The sequence below is a fragment of the Paenibacillus sp. V4I5 genome, assembly GCF_030817255.1.
In the GTDB taxonomy this organism is placed as follows: Bacteria; Bacillota; Bacilli; order Paenibacillales; family NBRC-103111; genus Paenibacillus_E.
The window spans coordinates 2,822,352-2,836,873 of the sequence record NZ_JAUSZB010000002.1 but is presented as its reverse complement, the minus strand read 5'-3'; the positions used below and the strand labels follow the sequence as shown (position 1 = coordinate 2,836,873).

Genomic DNA, 14,522 nt, shown 5'->3' with positions numbered 1-14,522 from the left:
GAGCTTATGTTTCGTATTATTCTTGCCATTTTTATTCTAGTGCCTGCCATAGAAATTACGCTTCTACTTACTCTTGGGCATTTTGTAGGCGGCTGGACAACATTCGCGCTAATTATTATAAGCGGCTTCCTTGGTGCCTATTTCGCCAAGCGGGAAGGACGCAAGGTGCTGGAGTATGCCAAGTTTGAGTGGTCTCAGGGCCAACTGCCGGCACAGCATTTGTTAGATGGAATCTGTATTTTCATCGGAGGCATTTTGTTAATTACACCGGGATTTATCACGGATATTTTAGGATTTCTACTTGTTTTTCCTTACACGAGACCGATCTTCAAGGTTATGCTGCTTGCACTGATTCAAAAGCAAATCGGCAGAGGCGGAATCAATATCATAAAGCGTAGATAAAGAAGAAAGGCTCGGTCACCCCGCCTATTTGGGAGGAACCGAGCCTTTTTGTATGTAAGCCGCCAAATCATGAAAGATTCTTGCGCGATAGAACGCAGCTATCAGAATGAGAGTCACAGGTCCCACAATAAGCCCGAGGAGTCCGAATAGTTTCAATCCAACGAACATGGCGATTAACGTAGCCAGAGGGTCTAATCCGACTGAGGAGGCGAGCACCTTAGGTTCCATAATCTGTCTGGCAATCACGATGACGCCATACAGCACACTGAGGCCGATTCCGAGAAAAAAGTCTCCTTGCGCAAAGAATACATACAAGATCCAGGGCACCATGACCGCACCTGTCCCCAAATAAGGCATCAGGTCTGCTAAGCCTGTTAATAAGCCGATGGTAATGGCATAGTCAACGCGCAAGACCAACAAGCCAATGATGACCACAAGAGCGGTTAGCGAAACAAGAATCAGTTGGGCGCGCATGTAGCCGAACAGTGCTTTTTGCAAATCGGTCCGAATCAATTGGGTAGTCTTCACGATCATGTCGGAGAAGATCCCTTTATACCGTTTGATAAGCTGATACCAATCTTTACTAATGAAAAAGGTAGCGAGCATAACAATAATGGTGATGGTTGCGATATTCGGCAAAGAAGTTAGAAATCTTTTCAAAGTATCAAATACATAGCCAATAATGAACTTACTCACGTCGGCAATGGAGCCTGCTGTCGAAGATAAATTGTTGTTGACAGTTTCTTGATATTTCGGGTTATTTTCAAAAAAATCATTAATACGTTCAATCCAATCCTGGAAAGCTGTAGAATTAATGAAAACATTGAATTGCTCCACCCAGCGGTTAATCTGAATCTGCAAGGTATCCGCAAGTGAACCTAATTCTACGACTATATTCGCGACAAGTAAGGTTATGGCTGTAACCATGACACCAAGAAATAACAACATGGATAAGGTCACGGCAAGCCAGCGCGGCAATTTTACCTTGAATTGGAAGAAGTTCACAAGGGGATTAAGCATAAGAGCTAGAATCCAGCCGAAAATAAATGGGTAAATCAGTGGGATTACATAGTAGAAAGCGAGTCCAATTAGAACAATAATTAGTGCCACCCAAATGCCCCTGAAAATCTGGTGAACTAAACGTGGATTCAGGATACCCATGATTTTTTTCTCTCCTTGTTTCAAGTCTTTTCATTGTAACATGATCATGGATAAATACGGAAATAACATCACCTTTACAAAATCTTCATATATTAAAACAGGGGATTCTGCATTGTCGGTGTAGAGCACGCATAGTACAATGAAGATATAAATGGCACAGATAGAAAACATATGAAAATATAAGTGGAGGCTTTATGAGTATTGCGCGCGAACCTGATTTGAAGGAAGTTAAAGAGCTCAAAGAAGTCAAGGAAGTCAAAGAGATTTCGACCAAGTACTTAAATCGGGATTTAAGCTGGATCGAGTTCAATTGGCGTGTTCTGGAGGAAGCACAGGATGCGAGCACTCCACTGCTTGAGCGTGTGAAATTTCTGGCAATCGTATCCAGTAATCTTGATGAGTTCATGAGTGTTCGTGTCGCAGGACTGAAGGATCAAATCAAGGCTGGGTATACCAAGAAAGACTTTACAGGCTACACCCCTGCCGGCCTTATTAAACGAATTATGAAGCGTACTGCCAAAATGGTAACAGAACAGTACAAAACGTATCGTGAAGTAACGAGACTGTTAACCAAAGAAGGCATTGTGTTTACGGAATTTGAAGATTTGAATACGACACAGAAAAAAGCCATGGATGCTTACTATCATGATATTATTTTTCCAGTATTAACGCCGATGGCTGTGGATCAAAGTCGTCCATTTCCACTTGTACATAATCAATCTGTCTATTTAGCCGTCTTGCTTGTGCGAGAAGGGGATGATCCGGATGATGAGCCTTATTTTGCCATCGTTCAAGTACCGAGCAATTTATCCCGTTATATTCCCGTGCCAACACGGCCAAATAGCAAAAAAACAGAATTTATTCTTATTGAAGAATTGATCGAGCATCATATAGAATCGCTTTTCAGTGGATACATTCCGATTTCCGTTCATGGGTTCAGGGTGACCCGAAACGCCGATTTAACGCTGAATGAAGAAGGGGCGGAAGATCTGCTTGAGGAGATCGAGAAGGAGCTTAGGCGCAGACGCTGGGGCTCTCCTGTTCGACTTGAAGTACAAGAGGGCATTCATCCTTATGCACTAGCACAGCTTCAGGAAGAGTTCGAGATTGAAGAACAAATTTTTGAAATTGACGGTCCGCTGGACATCACCTACTTCATGAAGCTGGCCGGTACGTTGAATGGCTATGAAAATCTTCGCTATCCGCGTATTACAGCCAAATACCCCATGGAATTTGAGGATACGACTGACTTCTTCGAGGTTCTAAAGCAAAAGGATGTATTGGTACATCATCCCTATGAAACGTTCGACGCAGTAACGGACTTCATCATCCATGCAGCCTACGATCCGAAAGTGCTCGCGATCAAAATGACATTGTATAGAGCGAGTGGAAACTCGCCGATTATTCAAGCGTTAGCCCGAGCCGCGGAGTCCGGGAAGCAGGTTACGGTAGTTGTCGAGCTGAAAGCCAGATTCGACGAAGAGCGGAATATTGCATGGGCAAGAATGCTTGAAAAGTCAGGCTGTCATGTGGTTTATGGACTTGTTGGGCTCAAAACGCATGCCAAGATCACACTCGTCGTTAGACAAGAAGAGCAGACTCTCCGCCGATATGTCCATGTGGGAACGGGTAATTATAACGACAGCACAGCCCGTCTTTACACAGACGTAGGGCTATTCACTTCAAATAGTGTGATTGGAGAGGATGCCTCCGCGCTTTTCAATGAAATTACTGGCTACTCTGCGCCTCATGATTGGCAGTCATTCGCAGTGGCTCCTACGGATTTGAAGGATAAGCTCTTCGAGCTTATCGAACGTGAAGCTGAGCACGCTAGAGCGGGCAGACCAGCCCGAATTATTGCAAAAATGAACTCATTATCCAATCAAGAGATGGTAGATGCCTTGTATGCGGCGTCGCAAGCAGGTGTGAAGATTGAATTAATTATTCGCGGCGTATGCTGCTTACGTCCAGGGGTGCCTGGGATTAGCGAGAATATTACGGTTCGGAGTATTGTAGATCGTTTCTTGGAGCATTCCCGCATTTATTATTTCGAAAATGGCGGATTAGTTGATGTTTATTTATCCTCAGCCGACTGGATGACACGTAATTTGACACGTCGTATTGAGTTGATGTGCCCGGTTCTTGATCCGGAAATGAAGAAAGTGATGATTCAAATTCTGAATGTCACCCTGCATGATAACGTCAAAGCTAGAGAGCTGATGCCTAACGGGATGTATAGTCGCATAAAAAATGAACTGACCCCTTATCGGAGCCAGTTCGAGGCGATGAAAATTACTTCTTGGAAAAAACTCCGGCTTGGGTCTTAATCCTCAGCCCCCAGATTTTTTCGAAATCTTTGCTGATAGCCGCGAGTTCCTTTAGCTCCATAATGGGGTTGTGGATACATAACAGCTTGAGTGTTAAGGTCGATTCGGTTTGCGTTATTTGCAGCTCTTGAACGGGCTGCGTCTCACTTTGATCCAAAGCCATTGCTAATTTAAGCAGTGTACCTAACTTTACAATTAATGCCGCGTCGGATTCCATCAAAAGATCCTTGTAAGCTAGGACTTGTTGGTGGGTCCGGCTTTTTGTTTTGTAAGTTGCAATGAAAGAGCAAATGATAATTTCTCGATGACTGAGACCGTCGATTTGAACCCCAGTCATCATGTATTGTGTATGTTTGAGGTAATGATAATAATGGACGCTGGCTCCAATTCGATGCAAGAGGGCAGCGGTATGCAAGTATCTTTGGCTTCGATCTTCCGATTCGGGCGAAGCAGTGAGCGTATGATAAAGCTGCATGGCGAATTTATCTACGTGAGAGGCATGCTTCACAGCGGCGTTCGGATGGAGCAAAAGTAAATTATTGATACTTGCTTCTAGAACATCCTCCTTGATTGGGTGCTTAGGATCGAATGTTTCATAGAAGAGGCCATCACGAAGTCCTGATCCGCTGATAATACACGCTGATGAACCTGCTGCTTCGAATATGGTGTCCATGATGATTAGTCCCGGAACCATAATATCTGCACGCTCTTTGGAGAGACCATCTATTTTTTTTCGTTTTTCCAAAGGCATGCCGGCTAACAATAGGAGGAAATCACGAAGCTCCCCTGGTTTCAGCGTATAATTGTGGGCAAGCTGAAGCGAGTATTTGCTGCGTTTTTGGCTTATTTTGCCAAGGGTTCGAATTGTTCCGCCTAGACCAATCATAGGCAGATTGGGAGAACCGGCAATCCAAGGATGAGCCGAAATCGCATCTTCAACCATCCGACGAATATTGCCCATTTCCTGCTCGGCCAGATTCCCATTTTTCGTAAATTGGCGTGTTGTGTTCACCGCACCGAAAGGAAAGGAAACGCTGTGCAGCAGTTTCCGGTTACGAAGCAATGTGACTTCCGTGCTTCCTCCGCCAATATCAATGATCAAGCCGTCCCGTATATCGATGGTATTGATTACGCCTAAATAGCCATATCGAGCTTCCTCAGTTCCACTCAATACTTCAATTTGAAGTCCGGTCTGTTCCTGGAGAATTCGCACAATTTCAGCTGAATTGGCCGCGTTACGTATGGCTGCCGTTGCTACAGCCCTTATGGTCTGAACTTCATGAACTTTGCATAGCAGAGCGTAGTGGGATAGAATGGGGACAATAGAAATAATATCTTTGCTATGTAAAATGCCATCGGAACCGATGCGCTCGCTGAGTCTAGCCGAATCCTTATGCTCACTGACAACACGGTATGCCCCAAAGGCATTAATTTCGTAGATAACGAGTCGAATCGAGTTGGATCCGATATCAATGATGCCGATACTTGTGCTGCTGCTCATGTATTTGCTCCTTTTTCAGAGAAAAATCACTTTTACTTTGCCTACATTGTATCAATCACAACACGTCTCGACAAACTTTTGCTGCTAGGGTTGCATAATTCGATGAAATTAACAAAAACTTGTATCGTGTATTTTGAAGAAATGGCTCAATAACAGTGGTGGTTTCCGCCAAAAAGATTCTTTATGATAGTGATAATGAAGTTTTATGTCTGCTTTTGTTCACTTACTAAGCAAAATACTTTATTATTAAGTTAGGAAAAAAGCAATTTTTTGCTAATAGAGTAGCTAAGGAGAGATTCCCATGTCTGCAACCAAAGGTTTAGAAGGAATTGTAGCCACGACCTCGTCGATCAGCTCCATTGTAGATGGTGTGTTAACGTATCGCGGGATTGATATTGATGACCTCGCAGAAAATGCGACATTTGAAGAAGTTATTTATTTGCTTTGGTTCGGCAAATTGCCTAACCAAACTGAGCTTGAGAAACTGCAAAGCGACCTGAACGCTTACAGCAAGGTGCCTGATGCGGTAATCAACCAGATCAAAGCATTCCCGAAAGATGTTAATTCCATGGCTGCTCTTCGTACAGCAGTATCGGCTCTTGCTCTGTATGATGATGAAGCAAACGATTTGAGCCCTGAATCCAATGTGCGTAAAGCGATCAAGCTGCAAGCACAAATTCCTGGCATTATCGCAGCTTTCGCTCGTATCCGTGAAGGTAAAGAACCTTTAGCTTCCCCAGGATATGCTTCTGTTGCTGCTAACTTCTTGTACCAACTAACAGGTAGCGAACCAGATAAAATCGCTATCGAAGCTTTGGACAAAGCATTAGTTTTACACGCTGACCATGAGCTGAATGCTTCAACATTCGCTGCACGCGTTACTGTTGCTACATTAACAGACATCTACTCCGGTATTACTTCAGCGATCGGCACGCTCAAAGGACCTCTTCACGGCGGTGCGAACGAAGCTGTTATGGCGATGCTGGAAGAGATCGGTACTGTAGAGAACGTAGTTCCTTACATCAACGATAAATTAGAGCGTAAAGACAAAATCATGGGCTTTGGACACCGTGTTTACAAAAATGGAGATCCGCGTGCGAAACACTTGCAAAAAATGTCCTATGAGCTTGGTAAACTAACTGGCAATCTCAAATGGTACGAAATGTCCATTAAAGCAGACGAATTGGTTACCAGCCTCAAAGGCTTGAAACCAAACGTTGATTTCTACTCAGCTTCCGTATACACGACGTTGGAAATCCCACGCGACTTGTTCACGCCGATCTTCGCGATCAGCCGTACATCAGGTTGGGCTGCCCACATCTTGGAGCAGTACGAAAACAACCGTTTGATCCGTCCTCGTGCTGAGTACACAGGTCCGGTTAACCAAAAATACATTCCAATTAGCGCTCGCTAATCGGCATACATGCAGGCTCAAGGTGCGGGCAGTTCGGTACCCAGCTTCAGGGACTTCGACTTTCCTGGGCGTACCGCAACTCCCGTCACTTTTTGTGTGTTTACCTACATACTTCTACGGTGACGAGTTAAACTTGCTTTAAAAGTGCCTCGTTACACCTAGTAGCTAAGTGGAGTGCTTGGCAGTGCCTGAAGAAACGTAGTGTCCGCCTTTAGAATCCTGTCCATACCATAAAAGAAATTCAATTGGACAGGATGATAACAGCGGTCGGAAGGCATTGCCAAAAGCACGCAACGTAATGCGCCACATGTTCACGAATAATTTTATACAAATCTAAGGAGGAACTTATCATGCCACAATTCGAATCCTACGAACTACCAAAAGAAGGTCAAAAAATTACCATCGAGAATGGTGTTCTGCAAGTACCTAACAACCCAATCATCCCTTACATCGAAGGTGACGGTACAGGTCCTGATATCTGGGCTGCTTCCGTACGCGTTCTGGATGCTGCAGTTGAGAAAGCATACAAAGGCGAGAAAAAAATCGCTTGGTACGAAGTTTTTGCCGGCGAGAAAGCTTTTAACAAATACAACAGCTGGTTACCTAACGATACATTAACAGCTATGCGCGAATACATCGTGTCCATCAAAGGACCTTTGACAACGCCAATCGGCGGCGGTATTCGTTCCCTGAACGTTGCACTTCGTCAAGAATTAGATCTTTACGTATGTTCCCGTCCAGTTCGTTACTTCAATGGTGTTCCATCCCCAGTTAAGCGTCCTGAGTTGGTTGACATGGTGATCTTCCGTGAAAACACAGAGGATATCTACGCTGGTATCGAGTGGGAAGCTGGTTCCGACGCTGTTAAGAAAGTTATCAAGTTCCTTCAAGACGAAATGGGCGTTAACAAAATTCGCTTCCCAGAAACTTCAGGAATCGGCGTTAAGCCAGTATCCTCCGAAGGTACTGAGCGTTTGGTACGCGCTGCAATCGAGTACGCGATCAAACATGGCCGTAAAACGCTAACTTTGGTACACAAAGGCAACATCATGAAGTTCACAGAAGGCGCGTTCAAAAACTGGGGTTATGAGCTTGCTGAGCGTGAATATGCGGACAAAACATTTACATGGGCACAATACGATCGCATTAAAGAAGCAGAAGGCGCAGAAGCAGCTAACAAAGCTCAAAAAGATGCAGAAGCAGCTGGCAAAATCATCGTAAAAGATGCAATTGCTGACATCGCGTTGCAACAAGTATTGACTCGCCCAACTGACTTCGACGTAATCGCAACATTGAACTTGAACGGTGACTACCTGTCTGATGCACTTGCTGCACAAGTTGGCGGTATCGGTATCGCTCCAGGAGCAAACATCAACTACTTGACTGGTCACGCGATCTTCGAAGCAACACATGGTACAGCTCCTAAATACGCTGGTCTTGACGTAGTTAACCCAGGTTCCGTAATCCTATCTGGCGTTATGCTGCTTGAGCACCTTGGCTGGTTGGAAGCGGCTGACTTGATCTACAAAGGTTTGGAAACATCCATCAATAACAAAACCGTAACTTATGACTTTGCTCGTTTGATGGAAGGCGCGAAAGAAATCAAATGTTCCGAGTTCGCGAACGAAATCATCAAAAACATGGCTTAATTTTTTTTGAGAAAAGTTGATCTACTAAAAACTATTAGGAGGTACATCTCAAATGGCAATTCGTCGTAATAAAATTACCGTTGTCGGCGCAGGTTTCACGGGAGCAACAACTGCTCTTATGTTAGCTCAAAAAGAACTAGGTGACGTTGTTCTTCTCGACATCCCGCAACTGGAAAACCCTACAAAAGGGAAAGCGCTCGACATGCTCGAAGCAGGACCGGTACAAGGATACGATAGCCAAATCACGGGTACTTCTAACTATGCGGATGCTGCTAATTCCGATATCGTCATCATCACTGCAGGTATCGCTCGTAAACCGGGTATGAGCCGCGACGATTTGGTAAACACGAATGCAGGAATTGTGAAATCCGTTTGTGAGAACGTGAGAGAAGTAGCTCCTAATTCCATCGTTATCATCTTAAGTAACCCAGTTGATGCGATGACTTACGTAGCATTCCAAGCACTTGGCTTCCCGAAAAACCGCGTAATCGGTCAATCCGGCGTACTCGATACAGCTCGTTATCTGACGTTCATCTCTCAAGAGTTGAATGTATCCGTTGAGGATGTTAAAGGGGTTGTTATCGGTGGCCACGGCGATGACATGGTTCCACTCGTTCGTTACACATACGCTGGCGGCGTGCCAATCGAGAAGCTGATCCCAGCTGATCGTATTGAAGCGATTGTTCAACGTACACGTACTGGCGGCGGCGAAATCGTTAACCTACTTGGTAACGGTAGTGCATACTACGCACCAGCGGCTTCCCTTGTGCAAATGACAGAAGCAATCCTTAAAGATAAAAAACGTATCATCCCAACCATCGCTCTTCTTGAAGGCGAATATGGTTATGACAACCTGTTCATGGGCGTTCTAACTGTACTTGGTGCTAACGGTATCGAGAAAATTCTTGACATCGAGCTGACTGAGGAAGAGAAAACAGCTTTGGACAAAACGGCAAACTCTGTTCGCAACGTAATCAAAGTTGTAACAGGTTAATAAGCTTTGGATGAAGGATCAATTACCTATGCGAATAGGTGGTTGGTTCTTTTTTTGTTCAGCGTGCCCAGAGGCACGCATTATCTAGTTGGTGCAAGTCCAACCACGGGAGGGACCAAGCCACCCTTGTAGCTAGGATGCTTGCGTATGGCGAAATCTGTGCGTAAAAGCGCATCGACAAAAGTACTTGTCAGAGGCAGGGCGAGCAACATACTAGGCCGTAACATCAAGTGAATCCTGCCGCATCGTCAAAGAGGCCTCGCAAGAGGGACAAGAGGAAGCTGAGTCTCGTGAACATAGACGAAGGCCAAGGAAGCTGCGTAGATCTTGGAACAGCAGTGAAGAATCCTCCGGTGTAAAGGGATCGGCATGGTATGAAAGATAATGCAGTGAACTGGGGAGACCCTACCCTGCACGTTTTTTTTTTAGAAACCGTAAAGAGACACTCTATAAGCTCGAAAAGCGAAGTGAGCCGTCTGTAGGAAGGGAGTCCGAGGGGCTCATAGTACCAAAGAACCGAAGGACAACATAACCTTCGGGAGGGAAGGAGCCCTGCTTTGTTTATGCTTTTTAAGGAGGTACGAGTGAGTGAATGCCAATCGGCTAACGACACCAAAGGAAAAAGTTCAACAACTCCGAGAAAAGCTAGGTCATGCAGCCGAGGAAAACAAGAAACGTAAGTTCCACTCCTTGTACGACAAGGTTCACAGATGGGACGTTCTATGCGAAGCATGGAAAAGAGTGCGTGCTAACAAAGGCGCGGCTGGTATTGATGCCGTTACTCTTGCAGACATCGAAAAGCACGGGGAGATTTCGTTCATCAAGGAATGTCAGCGTGAGCTACAAGAAGGTACATACCATCCTGATCCAGTGAGACGTCGATACATTCCTAAAAAGGATGGAAAACAAAGACCGCTCGGAATACCGACGGTTCGAGACCGAGTCGTACAAATGGCAACAAAACTAATGATTGAACCCATCTTTGAAGCGGATTTTCATGAAACATCCTTCGGATTTCGCCCGAAACGTGGTGCAAAGGGAGCACTAGACCGAATCCGTAAAGCCTGCAACCGTAAAGGGAATTGGGTGGTCGACATCGATATCCAAGGCTACTTCGACAACATTAACCAAGACAAGCTAATGAAACTGGTGCAAATGCGCATCAATGACAGGCGGATATTGAAGTTAATTAGGAAGTGGCTACAAGCGGGAGTTATGGAAGAAGGATCGGTAAGACGCTCCGACTTAGGCATACCACAAGGTGGCGTCATCTCGCCGTTACTGGCAAATATCTACCTCAACTACTTCGACCAAATGTGGGAGAAACATGGAAAAGGAGTAGGTGAGTTGACACGGTACGCAGACGACATGGTTGTAGTTTGCAAGACGAAGAAAGAAGCGGACCATGCGTACAAACTCATCGTTACAATTATGGAGCGTTTAGAACTCACCTTACACCCCACCAAAACACGCATAGTAGGCTTGTGGATAGGAGACGAAGGATTCGACTTTCTAGGCATGCACCATCGGAAAACAAAAGCAGAAACATCCCAAGGCAACGTGTATTTCACAACGCAACAGTGGTTAACGAAAAAGGCAGAAGAACGCATACGGGAAGTGGTTAAAGAAAGACTTGCACCACCGAGTTCACGTTCACGCTCTTTTGAGGAACAGGTAGGATGGCTCAATCCTAAAATTCAAGGATGGAGAAATTACTACCACACGACCTACAGCCATAGGAAATTAGCGAAGTTGGACTGGTACATACTGCAAAGGTTAACCCGTTGGTATGCTAAGAAAAGACAAAGAAATAGATGGATAGGTTCATTTCAAGAAGTTAAATATATTGCCAGACAAATGGGGCTTAAAACATTGTTGTAATCCGCATGCTCATGATTGAAGAACATCGGAAAGCCGTATGAGGGAAAACTTCATGTACGGTTTGATGAGGAGGGGCTGAATATTCAGCCCTTTACTCTAGTTTTATTGTGGCGATGCACAATTTTTTGTTAATTTTGTAAATTGTTTTCCAACTACTATTCCCGCCTAATGGTCTATGCTACGATAGGCATAGGCCAGCATAATTGGCTAAAAAATCCATGGGATGGTGGGATTTGATGTTGAAGAAAAGCTTGCTAGGAACAAGAAATTGGAGAAGACTCTGTTTAACCGCAGCATTATCCGTATCATTACTAGGCATTGTTCCACAAGCTTTTGCGGAAGGTCCGAATGACCCCGCGCCATCGATAACGCCGACAACGGCGAATGGCAAAAAGGTGCTGTTCGACAATACGCACGGTCAAACGGCAGGTGCAGCTGATTGGGTTATTGACGGCGCTTTCTCTGATTTTGCTAACGCTTTAGGAAATGCAGGCTATTTTGTAAAAGAACTGCGTAAGAGTACAGCCATTACACTCACTGATTTATCAGCGTATGATGTGTTCGTTGTTGGTGAGGCTAACATTCCATACAAGACATCTGAACAAAGTGCCATGCTGCAGTATGTGCAAGGCGGCGGCAGCATCTTCTTCATTGGTGATCATTACAATGCAGATCGTAATAAAAATCGTTGGGACGCTTCGGAAGTATTCAATGGCTTTCGCCGCGGCGCGTGGACCAATCCAGCTGCGGGTATGAGCACAGCAGAAGCAGCTTCGGCAGCCATGCAGGGTGTTGCAAGCTCTGATTGGTTGTCGGCCAATTTCGGTGTGAAGTTCCGTTATAACGCCTTAGGTGATATTACAGCGAATAACATCGTGAGCCCATCTCAGGCTTTTAACATTACGAGTGGTGTCTCCACGGTCGCTATGCATGCAGGCTCGACTTTGGCGGTTACAGACCCGAACAAAGCCAAAGGTATTGTTTACCTGCCAGCAACGACGACGAAGTGGGCTAATGCTGTGGATCAAGGGGTATACAACGGTGGAGGTGTAGCAGAAGGTCCTTATGTCGCAGTTTCCAAAGTGAGTGCAGGCAAAGCCGGTTTCATTGGCGATTCCTCACCAGTTGAAGATGTAACGCCAAAGTATAAGAGGGAAGAGACAGGCGGTACGAAAACTACGTATGCGGGATTCCAAGAGCAGAATGATGCTGCTCTTTTAGTAAATATGGTGAACTGGTTGGCAACCAAAGAAAGTTATACAAGTTTAACGCAAGTGCCAGGCCTTACATTGGATTCAGCAACTACACTTTATTCATGGGAGCAGCCGGCTAATACGACTGAGCCGCAGGCCGAGCCTTGGGCAGCACCTGCAGCTGGTTATAAGTGGTGGGATCCTTCAACATTTAAGGTAGGATCTTACGGATATAGTTCCGCCACGAATACGACAGATCCATTTGCTTTTGTCCATCAAGCGCAATTGCCTAATCAGGCTGTTTTTCAAGTGAAGATTATTCTAAATGGGCTAGCAGCAAATTCAACAACATCCGGCTATAATATTGGTATTTATAATAGTTCAGGCACCCAGGTCGCTAAGGTTCAAAATAGCAATGGGACATGGCCTTCCACCTACGGTTACAGCACGAGCTTCTCATTAACAGCTGACGCAACCGGTCATGCGGAGAAGATTGTGAGTATTCAAATTAACCCGAGCGTTACGGGTTCTGCTAATATGCGATTGAGGCAAAACACGACTGCTAAATTTACAAAGGCAGTTACCATTGCCAACGTTCCAGCTGAGCCACTGCCTTAAAAAGTTAAGCTAACAGGCCATCTGATGGATTCAATAGAAAGTGAAAATAACCCTGCGCGCTCATTATCATGACGAGTTCGTTGGGTTATTTTTTCTTTTCATGAGGGGATTACTAGAATTAGTCACAGTTATGTGTAGATATAGTGAATTAGTGGTATTCATGGGATCGCTTTCTTGTCGGGACTGTTCAAGTTCGGTTATACTTAAGAAAACCATTACATAAAATTGCGGAGGTTGTCCAAATGTATCCAGTTATGATTTTTTTACATGTCGTTAGTGCGTTATTGCTTGGTGCGTATGTCATGTTCCCATTCTTAGTGGGGCGCGCTGCAACTTTGTCTGGTGCTGCCCAAGAGAGTTTTGTCGGCGTAATAGCTAAGATCAATCGCATCGGTCAATTTTCACTGATTGTTACCTTCCTTACAGGTGGCGCAATGGTCAGTCAAGTAGATCCGATGCCGTCCGTCCTATGGATGATCTCTTCCATTGTTCTTCTTCTGATTGTAGGAGCAATAACAGGTATGATCGGTGGTAGAATCAAAAAGCTGATTGCAAATAGCAAAGCAGGTAAAAGCACAGCTTCTGATGCCGCTAAAATTAAAACATTCAGCTGGATTGCAGCCGTCGCTGTTATCGTGGCTGTACTGATTATGACGAATCCGCAGCTGTTGTCGTAAGTTTAACGAAACAGAAAAGAAAGAGCATGTTCATCTTCTGGATGACATGCTCTTTCTGCATTTTTCGGGGCCTGAAACAGGTTAGAGAGTTTCTCAGGTGTGTCGATTAATCCAATGTTATTTCATCTAATGTTTTCTCAAATGATGCGCTCATATGTTCGAGGAAATAATCAACTTCAGGCATGTTCATTTTCTGTAAACTTTCCAGAACTTGCTGCTTCGCGACGACGAATTCACGATTGCCAGTAGAGAGCTCAGTTAAGCATTTGATATAAGCTTCGAGCAAGTCGGCGGCTTTCACCCAGCGGTAGAGCTCAGGGTCAGGATCTTGAATTAACTTACGGTAGATGCTGCTGATTTCCGGTGGAATGGTTTGAATAAGCCGTTCGACTGCAACATCTTCGATTTCACGGAAGTTCCGCCGTATTTGCTCATTGTTATGCTTCACAGGTTGGGGGATATCCCCCGTTAGTACTTCCGAAGCGTCGTGGAACAAAGCAATGGATACCACGCGGTCGGTCGGAACATTCCGTCCATATACTTCGTTGGCAATGGTGCATAACATATGTGCAATCGTCGAGACATAGAAGGAATGCTCTGCTACGTTTTCTCTGCGCATGTTCCACATGAGACTCCAGCGATCTATATATTTTAGTCGATATAAGTAAGCGAAAAAATGATGATTCATCGGTTAACTCCTCTCGT

11 protein-coding genes are annotated in these 14,522 nt (G+C 44.9%); 8 read left to right on the top strand and 3 right to left on the bottom strand.

From position 1 onward, the window contains the following. Positions 1 to 6 precede the first annotated feature (6 nt). Positions 7 to 402, top strand: coding sequence for an FxsA family protein (locus tag QFZ78_RS14855; protein WP_307548607.1), 396 nt, complete (start codon positions 7 to 9; stop codon positions 400 to 402). 24 nt (positions 403 to 426) lie between these two features. Here the strand turns inward: QFZ78_RS14855 and ytvI are convergent, their stop codons facing one another. Then, on the bottom strand, positions 427 to 1,563 hold the full coding sequence (gene ytvI / locus QFZ78_RS14850; protein WP_307548604.1) for a sporulation integral membrane protein YtvI: 1,137 nt from the start codon (positions 1,561 to 1,563) through the stop codon (positions 427 to 429). A 194-nt stretch (positions 1,564 to 1,757) separates the two neighbouring features. On the opposite strand from ytvI, the gene QFZ78_RS14845 reads away from it, so the two are divergent. Further along, a complete protein-coding gene (locus tag QFZ78_RS14845) occupies positions 1,758 to 3,890 on the top strand; it encodes an RNA degradosome polyphosphate kinase (RefSeq protein WP_307548602.1) in 2,133 nt (710 codons plus the stop codon). On the opposite strand, the gene QFZ78_RS14840 is transcribed toward QFZ78_RS14845, so the two are convergent. Beyond that, on the bottom strand, positions 3,856 to 5,391 hold the full coding sequence (locus tag QFZ78_RS14840; protein WP_307548600.1) for a Ppx/GppA phosphatase family protein: 1,536 nt from the start codon (positions 5,389 to 5,391) through the stop codon (positions 3,856 to 3,858). The genes QFZ78_RS14845 and QFZ78_RS14840 overlap by 35 nt on opposite strands. Before the next feature lie 301 nt (positions 5,392 to 5,692). Between QFZ78_RS14840 and citZ the strand changes: the two genes are divergently transcribed. The 6 genes from citZ (at position 5,693) to QFZ78_RS14810 (ending at position 13,817) form a co-directional block, all read left to right on the top strand. Continuing rightward, a complete protein-coding gene (citZ, locus tag QFZ78_RS14835) occupies positions 5,693 to 6,805 on the top strand; it encodes a citrate synthase (protein ID WP_307548599.1) in 1,113 nt (370 codons plus the stop codon). Between the two features lie 350 nt (positions 6,806 to 7,155). Next, positions 7,156 to 8,454 carry an NADP-dependent isocitrate dehydrogenase gene (gene icd / locus QFZ78_RS14830; protein WP_307548598.1) on the top strand — a complete coding sequence of 433 codons (1,299 nt, stop codon included), beginning with the start codon at positions 7,156 to 7,158 and terminating at the stop codon, positions 8,452 to 8,454. 52 nt (positions 8,455 to 8,506) lie between these two features. Further along, complete coding sequence (gene mdh / locus QFZ78_RS14825; RefSeq protein WP_307548597.1) at positions 8,507 to 9,448, top strand: malate dehydrogenase; 942 nt, start codon at positions 8,507 to 8,509, stop codon at positions 9,446 to 9,448. 588 nt (positions 9,449 to 10,036) lie between these two features. Next, the gene (gene ltrA / locus QFZ78_RS14820) at positions 10,037 to 11,329 is read left to right on the top strand and encodes a group II intron reverse transcriptase/maturase (RefSeq protein WP_307548595.1); all 1,293 of its coding nucleotides are present in this window, start codon (positions 10,037 to 10,039) and stop codon (positions 11,327 to 11,329) included. A 236-nt stretch (positions 11,330 to 11,565) separates the two neighbouring features. Continuing rightward, complete coding sequence (locus tag QFZ78_RS14815; protein WP_307548593.1) at positions 11,566 to 13,140, top strand: DNA-binding protein; 1,575 nt, start codon at positions 11,566 to 11,568, stop codon at positions 13,138 to 13,140. Between the two features lie 242 nt (positions 13,141 to 13,382). Then, positions 13,383 to 13,817 carry a hypothetical protein gene (locus QFZ78_RS14810; RefSeq protein WP_307548591.1) on the top strand — a complete coding sequence of 145 codons (435 nt, stop codon included), beginning with the start codon at positions 13,383 to 13,385 and terminating at the stop codon, positions 13,815 to 13,817. 106 nt (positions 13,818 to 13,923) lie between these two features. Here QFZ78_RS14810 and yfbR read toward each other — a convergent pair whose 3' ends face one another. After that, positions 13,924 to 14,505, bottom strand: a complete 582-nt coding sequence (gene yfbR / locus QFZ78_RS14805) for a 5'-deoxynucleotidase (protein ID WP_307548590.1) — start codon at positions 14,503 to 14,505, stop codon at positions 13,924 to 13,926. Positions 14,506 to 14,522: the final 17 nt, after the last annotated feature.